Source organism: Nocardia sp. NPDC005745 (assembly GCF_040630775.1).
In the GTDB taxonomy this organism is placed as follows: Bacteria; Actinomycetota; Actinomycetes; order Mycobacteriales; family Mycobacteriaceae; genus Nocardia.
On record NZ_JBEXYF010000018.1, the window covers coordinates 145,401 to 164,727 of the forward strand.

Consider the following 19,327-nt stretch of genomic DNA (forward strand, 5'->3'; position numbering starts at 1 on the left):
GCCGAGCGCTGCTTAATCGTCCGCGCCGCCACGCCCGCGCCCGCCGTCCCGCAACGAGCCGCGACCCGCGCGCCAGGACTCCAGCACATGATCAGCGAATCGGTCCTCCAGCAGATTCGTCACCTGGATACCGAACGCCACCGACTCGGTAAGCTCGGGTTCGCGCCGCAGCAGGTCGCCGATCACCCCGGTGCGCATGATCTGCTCGTGCACCGCGTCGGCTTCGACGTGCTCACGGTAGAACAGCACGCACGCCGGATCGGCGTCCAAGCGCTCCAGCGCCTGCACCAACCGCTGGGCGCCGGGCGGGGAGGTGATCTCCACCGTGGCGAAATGGCCCACCAGCGCGCCCCGCCACGACCGGTGCAGCCCGAACAGCGACATCATGTTCACCAGCGCGAGCATCGGCGCGGGAACCACGTCCAGATAATGCAGATAGTCCGGATTCAGACCGGCGGCGGCCAGCAGGTCGGCGTACAGCTGCGCGTGCACGCGTTCGCCGCGCCCGGCCCCGAACTCGTCGAACTCGACCGCCACCAGCGACGCCTTGGCTTGGCCGCGCAGCCGGGGAATCACCCATGCGTAGGGGTCGGCCTCTTTGTGGTGGTAGATCGAACGGTGCACGAAGTATTCGCGCATCTGCCACCACTCGCCCTCGTCGCGCAGGAAACGGCTCACTCCGTCCGGGTCGGCCGGGGTGACCAGCAACTGGTCGAGCTCCGCGTCGAGATCCCCACCGCCGGGTACGTCCTCGCGCAGCGCCCGCAGGAACCGCTGCTCCAGCGCGGCGCGCAGACCCAGCAGGCCCGGATCCCATTCCCATCCCGCGTCGACCGCCGGGAATCCGTGATAGTGCAGCTCGTAGCAGGTGTGCAGAGCCAGGTGCAGGTCTTCGCCATACGGATCCGCCGGACCCGGCTCCGGCACCGAGCCACCCGGTTCGCCGCGCAGCAGCTCCACCACCGCTTCCGACAGCTCGCCGCGCGGGCGGGGTAGTTCCTGCTTCGGGGCGCCTAACATGACCGTCATACCGGTCGCTTACCCCGGGGCGGCGCTGTTATCGCGGCATCGCGCGGAAAAGTATGCCGTGTGGCCGTCCCGCGCCGCCGCCGCGGCGCGGGCACTTCAGGCCACCGATCGATGAACTTTCCGGAATTACCCGTTCGCCTTCTTGTACGCCTCGACGACCTCGGCGGAGATCCGTCCACGCGCCGACACATCGATGCCGTTCTTGCGCGCCCATTCCCGGATCACCGTGGCCTGTTCCCGATCGTTCGCCGACCGCAGAACACCGCCGCGGCCGCGGCGCGCGCGACCGACCTTGCGGGCATACGGAACCCATTGCTCGAAGAATCCACGTAACTGACCGGCATTGTCCGCCGACAAGTCCATCTCGTAGGCCACGCCGTCCACGGCGAAAGACACTGTTTCCTCGGCCTGAGACTTGCCGTCGTAGTCATCGACCAGTGTCACGACGACCTTGCGTGCCATAGAGATAATCCCTTCACGGTTACCGAGCGCGTGCAGTCGAAAAAACAATCGTAGCCAGTAGATAACAGATCGGTTCCGCCCCTGGAACGGCGGGGTCCCTTCCGCGGCACGGGATGAGTCGCAGCGAGCGACGCACGCCGACAACCGTCGAGCCTCCACATATTGCCCGCGCATCGGGCGAAGCCGCAAACTCCGCACTCGGATCCACCCGGACGAGGCTGGCTGTGGCACGGACATTTCCGGCGATGCCCCGGATTCCGGGGGCACCGCCGACGCCGGTGTCGTGGCGGCGGTCACCGGGCTCGACCCGCACGACGGCGGGTCACCGGCCGGCGCCGGGCTGGTGCACGGCACCGAAATGGTCGTTCGCACTCCGCACCCGAGCATCCCCGCGCGCCGGAATCGGCTGCCGCCGAGAAGTTTTCGCCGATCCGACGCGCGACATCGCGGTCGGACCACTCCCACCGGTGAGAAGGGAACGATTCGGCCCGCGCCTAGTCTGGACGGCGCCCGGTCGAGCCGGAATACTGGCCTGCGCCGGTTCCGCAGGAGCCGATCACGCCGGGTGTGACGCGGCCGGTCGGCTCACCTTCGGACGAAAGGATCATCTCCCGATTCTGCGAACAGTGTCGGCCCGTTGAGAACGGCGGGGGGCCGAGTACCGTTCCGAACTCTGTCGAGCGAGCAGGACGTCCGCGGGAGGCGGATCCCTGCAACGAACCAGATATCGGCCGATTCGTGGAATCCGGCCGGACGAGCCCAGTGCACGAGCGGAAGTCGATAGTATGCGTGTGGCCTTGTTGCCCGCAGGTACCAGGGGCGATCATCAACCGTATCTCGCGTTGGCGCACGAATTCCGCGCCCGCGGGCACGAAGTGGAAATCACCGCCACCCGCAATCAAGCGCACATCGTGCGCAAGGCGGGCTTCGAGCCCCGGGTGATCCCCTTCGACGCCGCGGAACTGCTCGAGACGACCGCGGCGAAGCGAGCACTGGCCTCCGGAAAGACGCTGCCGTTCATTCGCATCATGCTCGACACGGTGCGGATCATCGAGGGTGAACGTGGTGTGGCGATGCACGAGGTGCTCGCGCGAACCTGCGCGTCCGCCGATGTCGTCGTCGCGTGCGCCTCGACGCTGCCGTGGGCGATGGAGTTCCGCGAGAAGACCGGTACCCCGGTGATCGGCTGCCTGCCCTACCCGCTCGAACGCACCGATGAGTTCCCGTCGTCGTTCATGGCGAAGAACATGACCTCGTCCCGGATTCTGTCGCGGGCGACCTACAGCCTTTTCGAATTGTCCTACACGTTCCTGTATCGCAAGGTCGACCGTCAATTGCGCCGTCAGATGGGTTTGGCGGGCAGGCCGCGCAATCCTTTCCGGCGGCTGCGTGCCGAACGGATACCGCTCGTCCACATGGTGAGCCCCGTGCTGTTGCCGAAGCCGCACGATTGGCCCGAACGCGCCACGATCGTGGGCGCCTCCGTTCTGCCCCCGCCGCTGCGCGACGCCTGGGGCGAAGCGGTCGTCGACCCGGAACTCGACGCGTGGCTCGACGAAGGGGAACCCCCGATCTATTTCTGCATGACCGGAATGCCCGTGCTCGATCCGGTGGAATGCCGAGAGATGATCGCGACGGTCTGCGCGCGCTTGGGAGCCCGGGCACTCGTCACCGTGAAAGGCGAGGGATTCCCGAAAGGTTTCAGCGCCGACCGCGCCCTGCTGATCATCGATTCGTTCGATTACGACCGCGTCCTGCCGCGCTGCGCCGCGGTGGTGCATCACGGCGGCAGCGGAAATACCCACGACGTGGTGCGGGCGGGGATTCCGGCCGTGGTGATCCCGGTGCACAGCGATCAATTCTTCTACGGATGGCGGATCGCCGCGCTCGGTATCGGCGCCACGTTCCCCTATCGCACGATCACCACCGATCGTCTGCACCAGGCGCTGGCGCAGACCCTCACGCCTCGGGTACGGCAGCGAGCGGCCGAGACCGGCCGCACGGTCGCGCAGGAGAACGGCGTACTCGCCGCGGTCGACGCCGCCGAGAAACTGGCCGCCGCGACACCCCGACCATGAAACGCCGGGCAGCCGCCGCGCGCGATCGCGGCGTCGTCCGGCGCGCGCACGACCACCGTGACAGTCGAGTTCCGAAGGTTGTTACCGCATGACCGATTACCGTTCGTTCGTCGATGTCCTGCTCGCCCGCGGCGAGACCCTGACCGGCACCACGGCGTACCGCTTCCTGCGCACCGGTGACGCCGACGGCGCCATCGACGAGATCGCCTACGCCGCCGTGTCGGCCCGGGCGCGGGCCATCGCCGCCACGTTGCAAGACGGTGGCATCCGCCGGGCGCTGCTGCTGTATCCGTCCGGATTGGATTTCATCGCGGCCTTCTTCGGCTGCCTGGCCGCGAACGTCGTCGCCGTGCCCGCGCCACTGCCGCAACTGGACGCCCGCTCGCTGCGGCGGTTGCGGCACATGGTCACCGACGCCGACGTCGGCGCGGTGCTCACCACCGGCCGGGTCCGCGTCGACGCGACCGCGGCGGTCGCGGAAGTTCCCGAGCTGGGTGCGCTCACGTGGCTGGCGACCGACGAGATCCCCGACGACGCGGCCGCCGCATGGCGACAGCCCGCCGTCGGCCCGGACTCGGTCGCCTTCCTGCAATACACCTCGGGTTCGACCAGCGCGCCCCGCGGCGTGGTGGTCACCCACGCGAACCTGCTGCACAACGAGCGCGCCATCGCCACGGCACTGGGCCATACGCCGGAGGTGCTGGCCTCGCTCACCGACGCGCTGTTCGTCAGCTGGCTGCCGATGTACCACGATATGGGGCTCATCGCGCCGGTGCTGCAGACGATGTTCGTCGGCGCGAACGCGGTGCTGTTGTCTCCCCGGCACTTTCTGCAACGACCCGAACGCTGGCCGCAGGCGGTGTCGGAGTTCGGCGCGCACACCAGCGGCGGTCCCAACTTCGGCTACGAGCTGTGCCTGCGCCGGATGACCTCCGCGCAGATCGACCGGCTCGACCTGCGCGGCTGGAAGGTGGCGTTCAACGGCTCGGAGACGGTGCGTCCGGCCACCGTGCGCCGGTTCGCCGACACCTTCGCGAGCGCCGGATTCCGCGCCGAATCGTTCCAGCCGGTCTACGGCTTGGCCGAGGCGACGCTCATCGTCAGCGCCGCCGAACTCGGCGCGCCTCCGACGGTGGTCCTGCCGCCCGGGCGCTCCGAGCTGGCCGGGGTGGGACGCGCGGCCGAAGGGCTGTCGATCGTCATCGTCGACCCCGAGCGCCGCACCGAATGCGCCGAGGGCACCGAGGGCGAGATCTGGGTGTCCGGGACCAGTGTCGCCGCCGGATATTTCGGCAACGAAGCGGCCACCGCCGAGACCTTCCATGCCCGGCTCGGCGACGACGATCGCGCTTTCCTGCGTACCGGGGATCTGGGTTTCGTGTCCGGCGGTGAGCTGTTCGTCACGGGCAGGCGCAAGGATCTGCTGATCGTCGACGGCAAGAACCACTACCCGCAGGATCTGGAGCTGACGGCCGAAACCGCGCACGAGACCGTGCGCGCGGGCTGCGTCGCCGCGTTCTCCGTGGACGAGGGCCTCGACGGGGAACTGCCCGTGGTCGTCGCGGAGGTGCGCACCGAGGATCCGGCCGAACTCGCCGACGCCGAGGACGCGATCCGCGCGGCGATCGGCGCTGAGCACGGACTCACGCTGCGATCGGTGGTCTTGATCCGGCCCGGCGCCCTGCTCAAGACCAGCAGCGGCAAAGTGCAGCGGCAAGCCTGCCGCGCCGCTTATCTCGACGACGCGTTGTCCCCGTTGCTGTCCCTCCGAGGCGAATTCGACGAGGTCGGCGTCCCGCCCACCGCACCGGGCGGTGCGGCGATGACCGCCGAAGCCATGCAGAGCCGACTGGTGGACATCATCGCCCGGCTGGCGTATCTCGATCCGGCGCGCATCGACGTGCACCGGCCGCTGGTCGAATTCGGCCTCGGCTCCGCCGATCTGGTCGAACTCGTCGTGGAGCTGTCCGACCAGGTCGGGCGGACCTTGGACACCAACCTGTTCTTCGAGCACCCCACCATCGCGCAAGTGGTGGCGGCGCTGCACCCCGCCGAAGCAGGGGCCGCACCCGTCCCGGACCGGCAGCGCACCGACAGCGAACCCGCCGCCGGGCCTGTCCTGGCGCAGGCACGCACCGGGACCGAGGCCGCGCCCGTCCCGTCCGGGCGCACCGACGATGCCATCGCGATCATCGCGATGGCCTGCCGTTTCCCCGGCGGCGCCGACGATCCGGAATCGCTGTGGCGCCTGCTGGACGAGGGACGCGACGGCCTTTCCGAGGTGCCGCCCGGGCGCTGGAGCACCGACGGGCTCTACGACCCGGACCCGGCCGCCGAGGGCAAGGCGTACACCTTCCGCGGCGGATACCTCACCGGGGTGGACGAGTTCGACGCCGCGTTCTTCGGTATCGGCCCGCGTGAGGCGGCGGTGATGGACCCACAGCAGCGGCTCATGCTGGAACTGAGCTGGGAGGCGATCGAACGGTCCGGTCGCGACCCCAGGCGGTTGCAGGGCAGCATGACCGGTGTCTATTTCGGGGTGTACAGCACCGGCTATCTCGCCGACCCGGCTCCGCAGCAGTTGAACGGGCAGGTCGGCACCGGGTTGTCGCCGGCCGTGGCATCCGGGCGAGTCGCGTACACACTCGGATTGCACGGTCCGGCCGTCACCCTCGACACCGCGTGCTCCTCCTCGATCGTCGCCATGCACCTGGCCGCGCAGGCGTTGCGCGCGGGCGAATGCGATCTGGCCTTGGCCGGCGGCACGACGCTGCTGATGAGCCCCACCGCGCACGTGGAGCTGTGCAAACTCGGTGTGCTGTCGCCGACGGGGCGGTGCGCGCCGTTCTCGGCGGGGGCGGACGGCACGGTGTGGGCCGAGGGCGCCGGTCTGGTGCTGCTGAAGCGGCTCGACGACGCCCGGCGCGACGGCGACCGGGTGCTCGCGGTGTTCCGCGGCTCCGCGGTCAACCAGGACGGCCGCAGCCAAGGCATCAGCGCTCCCAACGGTTTCGCGCAGGAGCAGGTCATCAAGGCGGCATTGCGCTCGGCCGGGCTGACGCCCGCGGACGTGGACTACGTCGAAGCGCACGGCACCGGCACCGCCCTCGGCGATCCGATCGAAGCCCGCGCCCTGGCGCGCGTCTTCGGTCCCGGCCGCGAACCCGGGCGCCCGCTCGGCGTGGGCTCGCTGAAGTCCAATGTGGGCCACACCCAGGCCGCGGCGGGAATCGGCGGGGTCATCAAACTGGTTCTCGGGCTACAGCACGAGCGGATACCGGGGATGGCCCACGACGGGCCGCCGACATCGCACATCGACTGGGCCGGTAGCGGTTTGGTTGTGCACACCGATTCGGCACCATGGCCTCGGGGCGATCGGCCCCGTCGCGCGGGCGTCAGTGCGTTCGGGCTCAGCGGAACCAACGCCCACCTGATCCTCGAGGACCCGCCCGCCGTAGACGACACCTCCGGCTCGTTGGACGACGCTCCCGACGACCGCCGGGTCGCGCTGCTGCCGATCTCGGCCCGCAACCGGGCCTCGCTGCACGGTCAGGCGCGTCGCCTGCTCGAGCACGTCACCGGTGACCCCGCGCTGGACCCCGCCCCGGTGTCGCGCTCGCTGGCGTTGCAGCGCACACCGTTCGAATGGCGGGCCGTCGTGGTCGCGGGCACACGCGACGAAATGCTGTCCGGTCTGGGCGATCTGGTCGAGGAACGGGCAGCGCCCGATGTCGTGGCCGCCACGGACGCGGCGCTCACCGCGGGCAAGACGGCGTTCGTCTTCCCAGGGCAAGGCGTGCAGTGGGTGGGGATGGCACGCGACATGCTGGCCCGGTCGGAGGTGTTCCGCGCCGAGTTCGCCCGCTGCGACGAAGCGTTCCGGCACCGCACCGGCTGGTCGCTGGCGACCGGGCTGTTCACCTTCACCGCGGCGCAACTCGGCGACTTCACCGTCGTGCAACCGTTGCTGTTCGCCACGATGGCGGCGCTCGCGGCCACCTGGCGGGACGCGGGCGTCACACCGGATGCCGTGATCGGGCACAGCCAGGGCGAGATCGCCGCGGCCTACGTCTCGGGCGCGCTGAGCCTCGACGACGCCGCCCGCGTGGTCGTGGCACGCAGCCGCCTGATGGCGGACATCACCGAGGAAGGCGCGATGGCGATGGTCGGCCTGCCCGCGCACCGGCTCGCGGAACACTTGGCAGCCGACGAGGCGGTGTCGGTCGCGGCGATCAATGTGCCCGGCTCGACGATCGTGGCCGGAGCCCGTCACTCGGTGGAGACACTGGTGCGTGCACTGCGGGACGACCAGGTCGAGGTGCGGGTGCTGGCCGCGGGACCGGCGCTGGCGGGGCATTCGGCGCTGCTGGAACCGATCCGGCAGCGACTGCTGGACGAACTCGCCGGGTTGAGCGCCGCCCCACCGGACGTCACGTGGTACTCCACCGTGCTCGGCGAACAGATGGCGGACGACTCCGCCGACGGCGGCTACTGGTACCGCAACGCGCGCGAACCGGTCCGGTTCGCGAGCACGATCGAGCGCATGATCGGCGACGGGTTCCGGTATTTCGTCGAGCTCGGGGTGCATCCGCTGCTGACCACGGCGGTGCGGGCGGTCGCGGAGGACATCGGCGGCGAGGTCGTGGCGGTCGGTTCGCTGGTGCGCGACCAGGACGGGCCACGCAGCCTGGCCCGCGCCCAGGCCGCGCTCTGGGTGGCGGGCCGCGACCTGGACTGGTCCCGCCTTGTGCCCGCGCGCGGCAGCGTCGAGCTGCCGACCTACGCCTTCGACCGGCGGCGGTTCTGGACCGAGTCGGTGTCCGAGGACGCCGCGGCACTGGGGTTGCGGCCCGCCGGTCATCCTTTCGTCGGCGCGGTCGTGCCGCACCCCGATTCCGGCGGCGTGACGCTGACCGGCCGGATCTCCCTGCGAACGCATCCGTGGCTGGCCGAGCACGCCGCCCCCGCCGCGGTCGTCCTGCCCGGTACCGGGCTGGTCGAGCTCGCGGTCCGCGCCGGTGACGAGGTGGCCGCCGGACACGTGCGCGAACTCGTGCTCCACGCGCCGCTGGTGCTCGCGCAGGATGCCGCGGTGCAGATCCAAGTGGTGGTCGCCGACGCCGACCCCGACGGTGACCACCCGGTGTCGATCCACTCCCGCCTCGAGCGCGATCTCGACACCTCGTGGACGTTGCACGCACGCGGGGTGCTGGCGGCGACCCGCAGAGCCGAAACCATCGGCGGCGACACCGCGCAGTGGCCTCCGGCGGGTGCGACGGCCGTGGACGTGGCCGACATGTACGCGCGGCTGTCCGATCGCGGACACCGGTACGGGCCGCTGTTCCGTTCGGTGCGCGCGGCGTGGCGGCGGGGAGAGGAAGTCTTCGCCGATGTGGCGCTTCCGGAGTCCGCGCACGGCGACGCCGCGCGGTTCGAGATCCATCCCGCGTTGCTCGACTCCGCCCTCCACGCGGCGCTGCTGCTCGGCGCCGACGACAGTGGTTCGCCGCTGCTGCCGTTCGCCTGGGCGGGGGTGAGCTTGCATGCCTCCGGCGCGACGGCGTTGCGCGTCCGGATCTCCCGTGACGGCTCGGACGGGGTGCGTGTCCTGGCGAACGATCACACCGGCCGCCCGGTCGTGTCGGTGCGGTCGCTGATCCTGCGGCCCGCGCCCGCCGTGCAGGTGCTCGACGGGGCGCTGTCCGCCGCGCATCGCACATTGTTCCGGCCGGAGTGGTCGGCGCTCGCGGCGCCGGCGGCGGTCCGGCCGGTCGCGGCCGTGCCCTGGTCGCTGCTCGGCCCGCACGATCCGGCGCCGGAGGCGGTGCTCATCGACGTCGCCGAGGGCGATTCGATCGACGCCGTGCACGCCGCGGTCCGGCGGACGCTGGAAGCCTTGCAAGCGGCACTCGACGATCCCCGCCTGACGGCGGCGACCATCGTCGTGCGCACCCGCCGGGCGATGGCGCTGCCCGGCGAGGACGTCCCCAACACCGCGGGAGCGGCGGTCTGGGGCCTGGCGCGGGCGGCGCAGTCGGAGAACCCGGATCGCATCGTGCTGGTCGACAGCGCCGACGCCGAGGTCGATATCGCGACCGTCCTGGCCACCGGAGCGGCACAGGTTCTCGTGCGCGACGGCGACCTGTCCGCGCCGCGGCTCGCGCGAGCGCCCATGGCCGAGGCCGCGGCGAGCAGCGTGGAGTTCGGCGACGGGTACGTGCTCGTCACCGGAGCGCCGGGACGGCTCGGCTCGCTGCTGGCCCGGCATCTGGTGCGGGCGCACGGGGTCGGCAAGCTGCTGCTGGTCAGCCGCCGGGGCGCCGACGGTCCCGGCGCCGACGAGCTGCGCGCCGAACTCACCGGTCTCGGAGCGGACGTGGTCTTCGCCCGCTGCGACGTGGCCGATCGCGCCGCGCTGGCCGAGGTGCTGCGCGGACGCACGCTCAGCGGCGTCGTCCACGCCGCGATGGTGCTCGACGACGGCACGCTCGGCTCGCTGACCGCCGACCGGCTCGCCGCGGTACTGCGGCCGAAGGTCGACGCGGCACATCACCTGCACGAGCTGACCGCGGGCATGGATCTGTCGTGCTTCGTGCTGTTCTCGTCCGTGGCGGGCGTCCTGGGCAATCCCGGTCAGGCGAACTACGCCGCCGCGAACGCCTACCTCGATGCCCTCGCCACCCAGCGCGTCGCCCGTGGGCGCACCGCGCAGTCGCTGGCGTGGGGTCCGTGGAGCCTGGACATGCACGAGGTGATGGCGGCGGCGGACATCCGTCGCATGGAACGCTCCGGCATACGCCCGCTCGGCGCGCAGGACGGTTTGGCCGCGTTCGACGCGGCGCTACGGCGGGCCGAGCCGGTGCTGGCGCCGATGCGGATCGATGCCGACGCGATGCGGCGCGCGCCGTACGTGCCGTTGCTGCTGCGCGGGTTGATCCGTCCGCCCGCGCGCCGCACGGCCGCGCACCGCGACGTCGCCGACCCGTCGGTGCGGTCGCGCTTCGCCGAGCGGCTGCGCGGATTGCCGCCCGGTGAGGCGACCGCGGTCGCGGTGGACGTGGTGGCGCGCGTCGCCGCCGACGTGCTGGGGCATACCGGTGCCGACGCCATCGCACCGGACCGGTCGTTCCAGGGGCTGGGCATGGATTCGCTGATGGCGGTGGAACTGCGCAACCGGTTGCGCGACGATACCGGCATCCTGGTCCCGCTCGGCGAGATCCTCGCCAACCAGAGCGCGGCCGCGCTGGCCGAATACCTCGTCGCCGAGGCGGCGCACACGGACACCGCCGTACCTGCCGCGCGCCCGGCCGAGCAGGACGTCCCCGAGGTGGTCACCCTGCCCGTCACCCGAGATCTGATGCGGCTGCTGCGCACCGCCCAGCAGGGCATTCCGAGTGTCGCCCAGACCGGCGGACTGGCCATGCGCCTGCCCAGGGCGATCGACCACGCCGAAGCGGAAGCGATGCTCGCCCGCCTCGCCGGACGCCACGCCGCGCTGCGCACGGTGATCGTGCCCAGCGACGAGCACGGCACCCGGCTGCAGGTGCGGTCCCGCCCGGGCGGGCCGCTGCTGCGCAGTTCGGCCGTCGACCGGCTCGACGACGCCGTCGCGCGCGCCCGGTTCCGTGAACTGATGCGCGAACCGTTCGACCTGGCGCAGGGGCCGCTGTGGCGGTTCGAACTGCTGACGTCCGAGTCCGGCGAACAGACGCTGATCTTCGGCGCCCACCACGGCATGTGCGATGTCCAATCGATGATGCTGGTCGCCGGGGAGATCGGTGCCGAGCTGTCCGGCGCGGCCTCCCCGGAAATCTTGTCCAACAAGGACATCCACGATCTGCTCGCCGCGCAGGCACCGCAGGCCGAGCCCGACGCCGCATGGCGCGGGGAGTTCGCCAACTGCCGCCGCCTCGACCTCACCCTCGCCCATCCCCGGCCCGCGCAGCGCAGTCACCGAGCCGGGGAGGTGCTGCTGGAACTGCCCGCTGGGCTGCAGGCTCGCGCGGCGCGGCGGGCCCGGGAGCTGGGCATCACGCCGGCGGCGCTGTTCCTCGGCACGCTGACGGTGCTGCTGGCCCGGCGGCAGGACACCGATCGTTTCGCGCTCGCCGTCCCGGTGGACACCCGCATCCACGCCGACGCGCCGACAGCCGTCGGCTATTTCGGTGTGCCGGTGCCCTATCCGGCGACCGTCGAGCCCGGCGAGTCGATCGATGACCTGCTGCGCCGGACCGGCGACCGGCTGCGGCGGCTGCTGGTGCCCGGAGCGGGTTTCTCCGACGTACTCACCACGCTCGCCGCGGAGGGCCTGTATCGGGACAACGCGCCGCTGGTCGAGGTGTACTTCAACTATCTGCGGGCCAATTCCGCCGTCCATCGCGCGGACCTGGTTCCGGTGGGGACCGGTTACTCCGATCTCGACCTCATGGTGGCCGTGCTGGCCGACGCGGATCAGGTCTGGTTCACCTACAACGCCGACATCATCGACGACGCGACCTGCACCCGTCTCGGGCAGGACTACCTGGCGCTGCTCGGCGAGGTGGTCGAGCACTCCGGGCTGCCGGTGCGCCCACCGCGCACGGACACACCGCGAGGCGTCGCGTTCGGGGCCACGTTCGCGCTGGGGAAGCTGCCGGATCTGTACAGCGCGGCGGCGCATGCCCACGGCGCGGACGGCCGGACCGTGCTCGAAGCGCCCTACCATCACGTTCTGGCCGGATTGCGCGACCCGTCCGGGGTCTTCGCCCAGCCGTCGACCGCTCTGGGCATCGTGCTGCTGCGGGCGGCGGACCTGGAGCGATTCGGTCCGCTCGCCGACGACTCGCTCGCCGAACTGGCGGAGCAGTACCCCGCCGCCGTCCGGGAGGCCGCCGAGCGTGCCCGGGTGCCGATCATCGTCGGCCTGCTTCCCGCCCCCGACCTCGACGAGCGGTTGCTGCGGTGGGAGCGGCTGACCGCCGAACGGCTGCGGGAGATTCCCGGCGTCGCGGTGCTCACCGAAGCCGACTGGACCCGTGACCACCCGGTGGCGCACCGTTTCGACGAGCAGACCGACGCGCTGGCGCACCTGCCGTTCACCGAGGAGTTCCAGGCGGCGGTGGCGCTGACGCTCGCCGCCGTCGCGCGCGTCGCGTTGCTGCCCGCCCCGAAAGTCATCGCCGTGGACGGCGACGACACCTTGTGGAGCGGCGTCGTAGGCGAAATCGGGCCCGCGGCGGTCACCTTCGACCCGCCGCGGATCACGCTGGCGCGGCGGCTGCGGCAGTGGCGTGCCGCGGGCACCCTGCTGGTGCTGATCAGCAACAACGACGACGATTCCGTGCACGCCGTCCTGGACCGTCCGGACAGTCCGCTGCGCGCCGCGGACTTCGCCATCGTCTCCACCGGATGGGACAGCAAGGCCGAACGGCTCGAGGAGGCCGCGCGTACCTTGCGTCTGGCATCGGACGACGTGGTCTATCTCGACGACAACCCGGTGGAGATCGCGAAGATGCGTTCCCGACTGCCGGAAGTGCTCGCGGTGACCTGTCCGCCGATCGAGGAACTGGAGGCCTTCCTGACCCGGTTGTGGCCGGTGACGCCGGTGGCGATGACCGCGGAGGACGCCGAGCGGGCGGAGTTCTACCGGCACGAACGCGAACGCGACCTGGCCCGCGAACAACTGGACTTCGCGCGGTTCCTCGAGAGTCTGCACCTGGTGGTGACCGTCGAGCGGCTCTCCGGCCGGAGCCGGGCGCGTGCCGCTCAGCTGATCCGGCGCACCAGCCAATTCGTTCTGGGCCCGAGCACCGAACAGGATATCGACCGCTGGCAGGAGGACGGCGAGGTGTGGACCGCGGCGGCGCGCGACCGGTTCGGCGACTACGGAACGATCGCCGTGCTCGCGCTGCGCGCCGACGGGACCGCGCTGGGTGTGCGCGGATGGCATCTCAGCTGCCGCGCCCTCGGACGTGGCGTCGAGGAACACCTGCTGGGCTGGCTGGCCGACCGCGCGGCCGCGCTGGGTTGCACGACGGTGCGCATGACCGTCCACCGCACCGAGCGCAACGTCCCCGCCCGCCGGTTGTCCGCCGCGCTCGGCGGTGGCGCCACCGACGCCGAGCGGCTCGAAGTCGAGGTACCGCTGGATCGCCTGCGGACGTTCCGGTCCTGGGCGCGCTGATCATGGCCGACAAGGAGTTTCCCGTGCGCAGTCCGAACGGCGAGCACCCGCCGCGTCTCGAGCGAGCCGATCGGCGCGACCTCGCCGAGGCCATCGAGCGCGGTGGCGGCCTGGACGTGTCCGCGTTGCTCGCGCGCGCGGGTGGCGACGCGCCCCCCGCGACGGCGGCGATCGAACGTCGCGGACAGTGGGATCCGGAGTCGCTCACGGCGGCGATCACCCAGCTGGCGAACCGATTCACCGCCGAAACCGTCGGCCCGGACACGGATTTCTTCGACGGCGGCGCCACCTCCGTCGCGGCGGTGCAGTTCGTGGCGGCGCTCGCCCGCGAGCTCGACGTGCACCTCGAGTTGGATGACGTGTTCGCCGACGCGCGCCCGCGCAGGCTCGCGCAGCGCTGGCTGGGCACCGGTCAGGACGCCACGAACCACGAGACCATCGCGCCGGCAACCGATTCCGTGGACGACGAGTTCGCGCAGCTGATGTCCGATGTCGCCGGAGCCGACCAGTTGCCGCTGGTCGACCCGCCGGAGCGAGTGGTCCCACGCCGTGTGCTGCTCACCGGCGCCACCGGTTTCCTCGGCAGCCATCTGCTGCTGGACCTGTTGCGCGGCAGCGACGCCCACGTCGTCTGCCTGGTTCGCGCGCGGGACGAGACCGACGGCCTCGACCGGCTGGCCGCCGCGCTGACGCGGTTCCTGCTGCCGTGGTCACCGGAGGTGCGCAGGCGGGTGACGGTGCTGACCGGCGACCTGCGGGAGCCGAACCTCGGCCTGTCCGAGCAACGCTGGACCGCGCTGGCGGACGAGGTCGACGCGATCGTCAACGTGGGCGCCGCGGTGGACTTCCTGCGCGGCTACCGGTCCCTGCGCCGCGGCAACGTGCTCGGCCCGCTGACCCTCGCCCGGCTGGCCGCGACCGGCAGACCGAAACCGCTGCACCACATCTCCTCGATCGCGGTGTTCAACGAACTCGGCATCGCCTCGATGGGCGAGGACGATCCGGTGGCGAATATCGGCAAGCTCGTGATCGGCTACGACCGGACGAAATGGGCGGCCGAGGCGGTCATGCGGCGGGCACGCGAGCACGGACTGGTGGTCACGGTGCTGCGCCCCGGCGGAATCGGCGGACACCGGGAGACCGGGGCGCACAACCCCCGCGACCTCAACAGCGGCATCATCGCGGCGCTGTCGCGGTTCGGCACCGTGCCAGCGCTGCGCAATCTCCATGTCGCCCCCGTGGATTGGGTCAGCAAGGTCGCGGCGGCAATCGTGTGCGCGCCCGGGGCATGGGGCCGCAACTACCATCTCACCGGCACACCGACCACGCTGGAGCAGATGCTCGGCGAGTCGGCGGCGATCGGCATGGACATGCGGGTGCAGCATTGGGCCGCCTGGTGTGACGAGGTGGTGGAACGGATCCGCACCGAGCCGGTCCCGGAGCTGGAATCGCTGGCGCAGGTGTTGCAGAGCCCGGTCGCGCGCCACCCGCTGGAGACGATGGCCTCCGTCCCCGCCGCCACCGACGACCGGACCCGCGCCTTCCTGCGCACCCACAACCTGCCCCAGCCGGTCCGCTACGGCGCTCAGTCGCAACGCAAGACGCTGGAAATGCTCGCTGGCACCGGTCTGGCCCGGCTGCCGCAGCCGCAGGACGTACCGTATCTGTGGTTCACGGAAACCCTGGCGGGCACCCTCGGAGCCGTGGGCGGGGCAGCCGACACGTCCTGCACCCTCGATCTGCGCTTGTCCATCGCGAGCACCCACCAGCTGGTGGCCGGGCGCACAGTCGATGTCGGTGGCGAACTACGGTGCGCACGCCTGCACGACGAACCCCTCACCGTGTCCGGTGTGCTGTCGGTGCGCCCGCACGACGGCATCCCGATCCGGCACGGACTGCGGCATCCGCTGATGCACTACCGGCTGTCGCTGCGCAACGCCGACGGCGGGACGTGGTGGCTGTCCGGTTACAAATACGCCGAGGCGCGCCGCACCCTCATCAGGCAGGCGCGCACGCTGACCGTGGAACTCGGCCGCGAGGGCGAACCGGCGAGCCTCGCCGGCGAAGTCGCCGTGCCGCTGGAGACCTACCTGCGCGATCAGATCGACGGCATCCAGGTCGATCCGCGATTGTCCGAGCGCCAGCGGCGGACCGCGAAACTGTTGTGGCTGAGCTGGTTCGGATCCCAGCTCGGTAAGGGCCTGCTGGAACCGGCGTTGCGCGTTGGCACCGAGCTGCTGGATCTGCGCCGAAACGCGAAGGAGTCGCGCTGATGCTCACCCCGATCCGGCCGGGCGCCGCCCCGACGCTGGAGGAGATCCCGTTCCGTGCCGCCGACGGCCTGCGGCTGGGCTTGCGCCGCGTCGTCGCCGCCGAAGCCGACCGGCCCGCGGTCCTGCTGGTCCACGGCCACGGCGTCTCCTCGGATATGTTCCTGGCGCCGGAGATCCGCACGGTCGTCGACGCGCTGCTCGACGCGGGATACCAACCGTGGCTGCTGGACTGGCGCGGCAGCTCCCGACTGCCCTACAACGCCTCCGGGCCGCGTTTCAGCTTCGACGACGTGGCGCTCTACGACCTCCCCGGAGCCGTCGAGGAGATCCGCCTGCGCATCGGCGACCGGCCGCTGTTCGTGGTCGCGCACTGCGTCGGGGCCTTGGCGCTGTCGATGAGCATGGCCGCGGGACTGCTTCCCGGATTGGCCGGTGTCGTGGCCCAAGGCGTCTTCCTCACCCCGAAGGTGAGCAACGCGGTGCGGATGCGCGTGCTCGTGGGTGGCGAACTGCTCGGCTCCCGCGTCCACCACCTCGAGTCCGACTTCCGCAGAGTCGGGCTGTGGTCACGCAAAACGCTGCTCTACGCCCTGCTCACCCGGAAAGGGGAATGCACCGACCCCACCTGCCGGATGGTGCACGGCAGCTGGGGCATGGGCGCGCAGCTGTTCGTCCACGACCACCTCGATCCGCGCACCCACGACCGTTTGGCGGAACTGTTCGGGCCGATCCCGGTTCATGTGCTGCCCCAGCTGCGGCGGATGGAGCTGGCGCACGCGGTGCAACGCTGGAACGACAACGACGACCGCTACCGCGTGCTCCCGGAGAACGCCCTCGACCACGCCGACCGGATCGATTGCCCGGTGCTGCTGTTGTCGGGCAGCCGCAACGAGGTCTGGCTCGACTCCAACAAGCTGTGCCACGACGTGCTCACCACCCGCCACCCCGGGCTGGACGTGCGCTACATCGAGATCCCTTCCTACGGCCACCTGGACACTTTCCTCGGTCGCGGCGCCGCGCTGGATGTGTACGGGCACATCCTCGAATTCCTCGACGGCTGTGTGCCTTCCGCGGCCGGACGGGGCACCGTGTGAGCGCGGACGACCGCTCGTTGCGCATCGCGATGTTCGCGGACTTCCATCCGGCCACCCTCGGGGGAATCCAGACCTCGATGCGCGCGCAGCGCACGGCCTTGGAACGGCTGGGGCATGACGTCACCGTGTTCACCATCCCGCCGCCGGATCCGGTGCCGCCGGATCCTGGGATCGTCGTGCTCGCGACCACGGCCGGATTGGCCGTGAACGGCTATCCGGTCGCCCTGCCGACCCGGAGGAATGCCCGCCTCATCGACGCGGTGTTCGCCGAGCGCGGTTTCGATGTGGTGCACGCGCAGACCACCTACGGAGCGGGCATCGCCGGATTGCGCGCCGCGCGCCGCCACGGCCTTCCGGTAGTGCAGTCCATGCACAGCCGCGACGACTCCTTCATCGAACGTAATTCCCCGTTCCCCTATCTCGCCGCGCTCACCATGCGCGTGCTGCACGGCAGCTTCGTCGGCCTGCGCGGGACGATGCCGAAGTCGGCGGAAAGCCGCACGGCGCGCCACGCCTGGCGGCCGCTGGTCGCGCAGGCGCGGGCCGCCGACCACGTCGTGGTGCCGACACGGCATTTCGCCCAGCGGTTGGCCGCGCACGGGGTGGATCGGCCGATGCACGTGGTGTCCAACGGAGTCGACGACGATCTGGTGCGCGCTCTCCCCGAGCGGCCCCGTGGCCGGGATCCGTTGCTGCGCGTGCTGTGGTGCGGCAGGTTCTCGGCGGAGAAGCGGCCGCTGGACGCCATCGAGGCGGTGCACCGGGCCGAGGGCTGCACCCTCGACATCTACGGTGCGGGAGCGTTGGAGGCGCGCCTGCGCGCGGCCGTCGACCGGCTCGGGCTGCACGAGCGGGTTCGGCTGCATGGCGAGGTGAGCCAGGCGCAGTGCTTGGCGGCCATGCGTGCCCACGATGTGCTGCTGTTCCCCTCCGCCGGGTGTGACACGCAAGGCATGGTTCTGCTCGAGGCGGTCGCGGTGGGCCTTCCCGTGCTGCACTGCGACCCCGATGTCACCGAAACCGTGCCCGAGGGCGGCGAATTCCGGGCTCGCGACGCCTCGACGGCCGCGCTCACCGAAGCGCTGCGGCTGCTGGCCGCTCAGCCGGACCGGCTCACCGCCATGCGCGAGGTCTTGGCACGCCACGCGGGACGAACGCTGCAGTCGCGGTTCACCGAACGACTGGTCGCGGTCTACACCGAGGCGATCACGGCCGCCGCGTCAGGCCGGTTGCCGTAGCGGCAGGCCGACGGCCGCGTAGATCGCATCGATGACGGTCATCGTCGCCACCGCGTCCTGGGCGGAGGTGAGCACCGGCTCCCCGTGCCGCACCGCCGCGACGAAGGCGTCGAGCTGATAGGCGTAGGTGCTACGGCGCGAGATCTTCTCCGTGCGCCTGCCGCCCTCCGAACGCACCGACAGCCTGCGCGGCAGTTGCGGCGCCACCGGATTGAGCAACCGCAGTTCACCACGCTCGCCCACCACGCTCGCCCCGATGCGCAGCAGGTCCGACGACCACATCGAGCAGCGCACCCGCCCGGTGTGCCCGGAGGGAAAGCGCAGTTCCGCGCTCATCGCGCGGTCGATGTGCGGGCCGCGCAACTTCGCGGTCGCCGCGACGACCTCCGGGTTCTCGCCGCCGAAGACCCGGGCCATGTGCACCGCGTAGCAGCCTGCGTCCATCAGCGCCCCGCCCGCGAGGGCGTAGTCGTAGCGGATGTCGGAGAATCGCGGCAGCGGAAAACACATCGCGGTGTCCACCCGCACCAGCTCGCCGAGTTCGCCGGAGGCGATGATCTCCTCGGCCCGCCTGGTCATCGGGTGGTAGCGGTAGTGGAAGGCCTCCATGACCACCCGGTCCGACGTCGCGGCCAGTGCCGCGATCTCCTCGGCCTCGGCGGCGTTGGCGGTGAACGGTTTCTCGCACAACACGTGCTTGCCCGCGGCGAGCGCCTCCTTCGTCCACCGGCCGTGCAGACCGTTCGGCAGCGGGTTGTAGACCGCGTCGATGTCGGGGGCGGCGATCAGCGCGGCATAGCTGTCGAAGACCTGCGCGATGCCGTGTTCGCGCGCGAACGCCCGCCCGCGTTCCGGCTCGCGGGCAGCCACGGCGGCGACCACCGTGTCCGCGTTCGCCCCGGCGGGTCGCACGACGGCGGCGGGCGCGATGCGGGCGGCGCCCAGGATGCCGATCCGCAGGGGCTGTCCGGATTGTGTCATGGGCGCGACT

General features: G+C 71.1%; 8 protein-coding genes. 5 read left to right on the forward strand and 3 right to left on the reverse strand.

Features of this window, described 5'->3' with window-relative positions; translation table 11 throughout:
* Positions 1-12 precede the first annotated feature (12 nt).
* Both ABZ420_RS20550 and ABZ420_RS20555 read right to left on the reverse strand, forming a co-directional pair.
* The gene (locus ABZ420_RS20550; RefSeq protein WP_357124925.1) at positions 13-1,029 is read right to left on the reverse strand and encodes an iron-containing redox enzyme family protein; all 1,017 of its coding nucleotides are present in this window, start codon (positions 1,027-1,029) and stop codon (positions 13-15) included.
* A 126-nt stretch (positions 1,030-1,155) separates the two neighbouring features.
* The gene (locus ABZ420_RS20555; protein WP_062970637.1) at positions 1,156-1,491 is read right to left on the reverse strand and encodes an Lsr2 family protein; all 336 of its coding nucleotides are present in this window, start codon (positions 1,489-1,491) and stop codon (positions 1,156-1,158) included.
* 785 nt (positions 1,492-2,276) lie between these two features.
* Between ABZ420_RS20555 and ABZ420_RS20560 the strand changes: the two genes are divergently transcribed.
* From ABZ420_RS20560 to ABZ420_RS20580, 5 genes are all read left to right on the forward strand, one after another.
* Positions 2,277-3,569: a glycosyltransferase gene (locus ABZ420_RS20560; protein ID WP_357124928.1), complete on the forward strand. Its 1,293-nt coding sequence runs from the start codon at positions 2,277-2,279 to the stop codon at positions 3,567-3,569.
* Positions 3,570-3,657: 88 nt separating this feature from the next.
* On the forward strand, positions 3,658-13,731 hold the full coding sequence (locus ABZ420_RS20565) for an HAD-IIIC family phosphatase (protein WP_357124931.1): 10,074 nt from the start codon (positions 3,658-3,660) through the stop codon (positions 13,729-13,731).
* A gap of 23 nt (positions 13,732-13,754) precedes the next feature.
* Positions 13,755-16,004, forward strand: a complete 2,250-nt coding sequence (locus ABZ420_RS20570; protein WP_357124934.1) for a thioester reductase domain-containing protein — start codon at positions 13,755-13,757, stop codon at positions 16,002-16,004.
* A complete protein-coding gene (locus ABZ420_RS20575; protein ID WP_357124937.1) occupies positions 16,004-17,098 on the forward strand; it encodes an alpha/beta fold hydrolase in 1,095 nt (364 codons plus the stop codon). Before ABZ420_RS20570 ends, ABZ420_RS20575 begins: the two co-directional genes overlap by 1 nt.
* Positions 17,095-18,336 (forward strand): glycosyltransferase, encoded by a 1,242-nt coding sequence (locus ABZ420_RS20580; RefSeq protein WP_357124940.1) that lies wholly within the window; start codon positions 17,095-17,097, stop codon positions 18,334-18,336. The genes ABZ420_RS20575 and ABZ420_RS20580 overlap by 4 nt, the downstream gene beginning before the upstream one ends.
* Here ABZ420_RS20580 and ABZ420_RS20585 read toward each other — a convergent pair.
* Positions 18,319-19,317 carry a Gfo/Idh/MocA family oxidoreductase gene (locus ABZ420_RS20585; RefSeq protein ID WP_357124943.1) on the reverse strand — a complete coding sequence of 333 codons (999 nt, stop codon included), beginning with the start codon at positions 19,315-19,317 and terminating at the stop codon, positions 18,319-18,321. The two genes, ABZ420_RS20580 and ABZ420_RS20585, sit on opposite strands and share 18 nt — an antisense overlap.
* Between the last annotated feature and the right edge of the window lie 10 nt (positions 19,318-19,327).

Excerpts from the sequence above, each read along its gene's own strand:
- ABZ420_RS20585 (WP_357124943.1), bottom strand. The coding sequence starts at position 19,317 with ATGACACAATCCGGACAGCCCCTGCGGATCGGCATCCTGGGCGCCGCC.
- ABZ420_RS20575 (WP_357124937.1), top strand. The coding sequence starts at position 16,004 with ATGCTCACCCCGATCCGGCCGGGCGCCGCCCCGACGCTGGAGGAGATC.
- ABZ420_RS20565 (WP_357124931.1), top strand. The coding sequence starts at position 3,658 with ATGACCGATTACCGTTCGTTCGTCGATGTCCTGCTCGCCCGCGGCGAG.
- ABZ420_RS20555 (WP_062970637.1), bottom strand. The coding sequence starts at position 1,491 with ATGGCACGCAAGGTCGTCGTGACACTGGTCGATGACTACGACGGCAAG.
- ABZ420_RS20550 (WP_357124925.1), bottom strand. The coding sequence starts at position 1,029 with ATGACGGTCATGTTAGGCGCCCCGAAGCAGGAACTACCCCGCCCGCGC.
- ABZ420_RS20560 (WP_357124928.1), top strand. The coding sequence starts at position 2,277 with ATGCGTGTGGCCTTGTTGCCCGCAGGTACCAGGGGCGATCATCAACCG.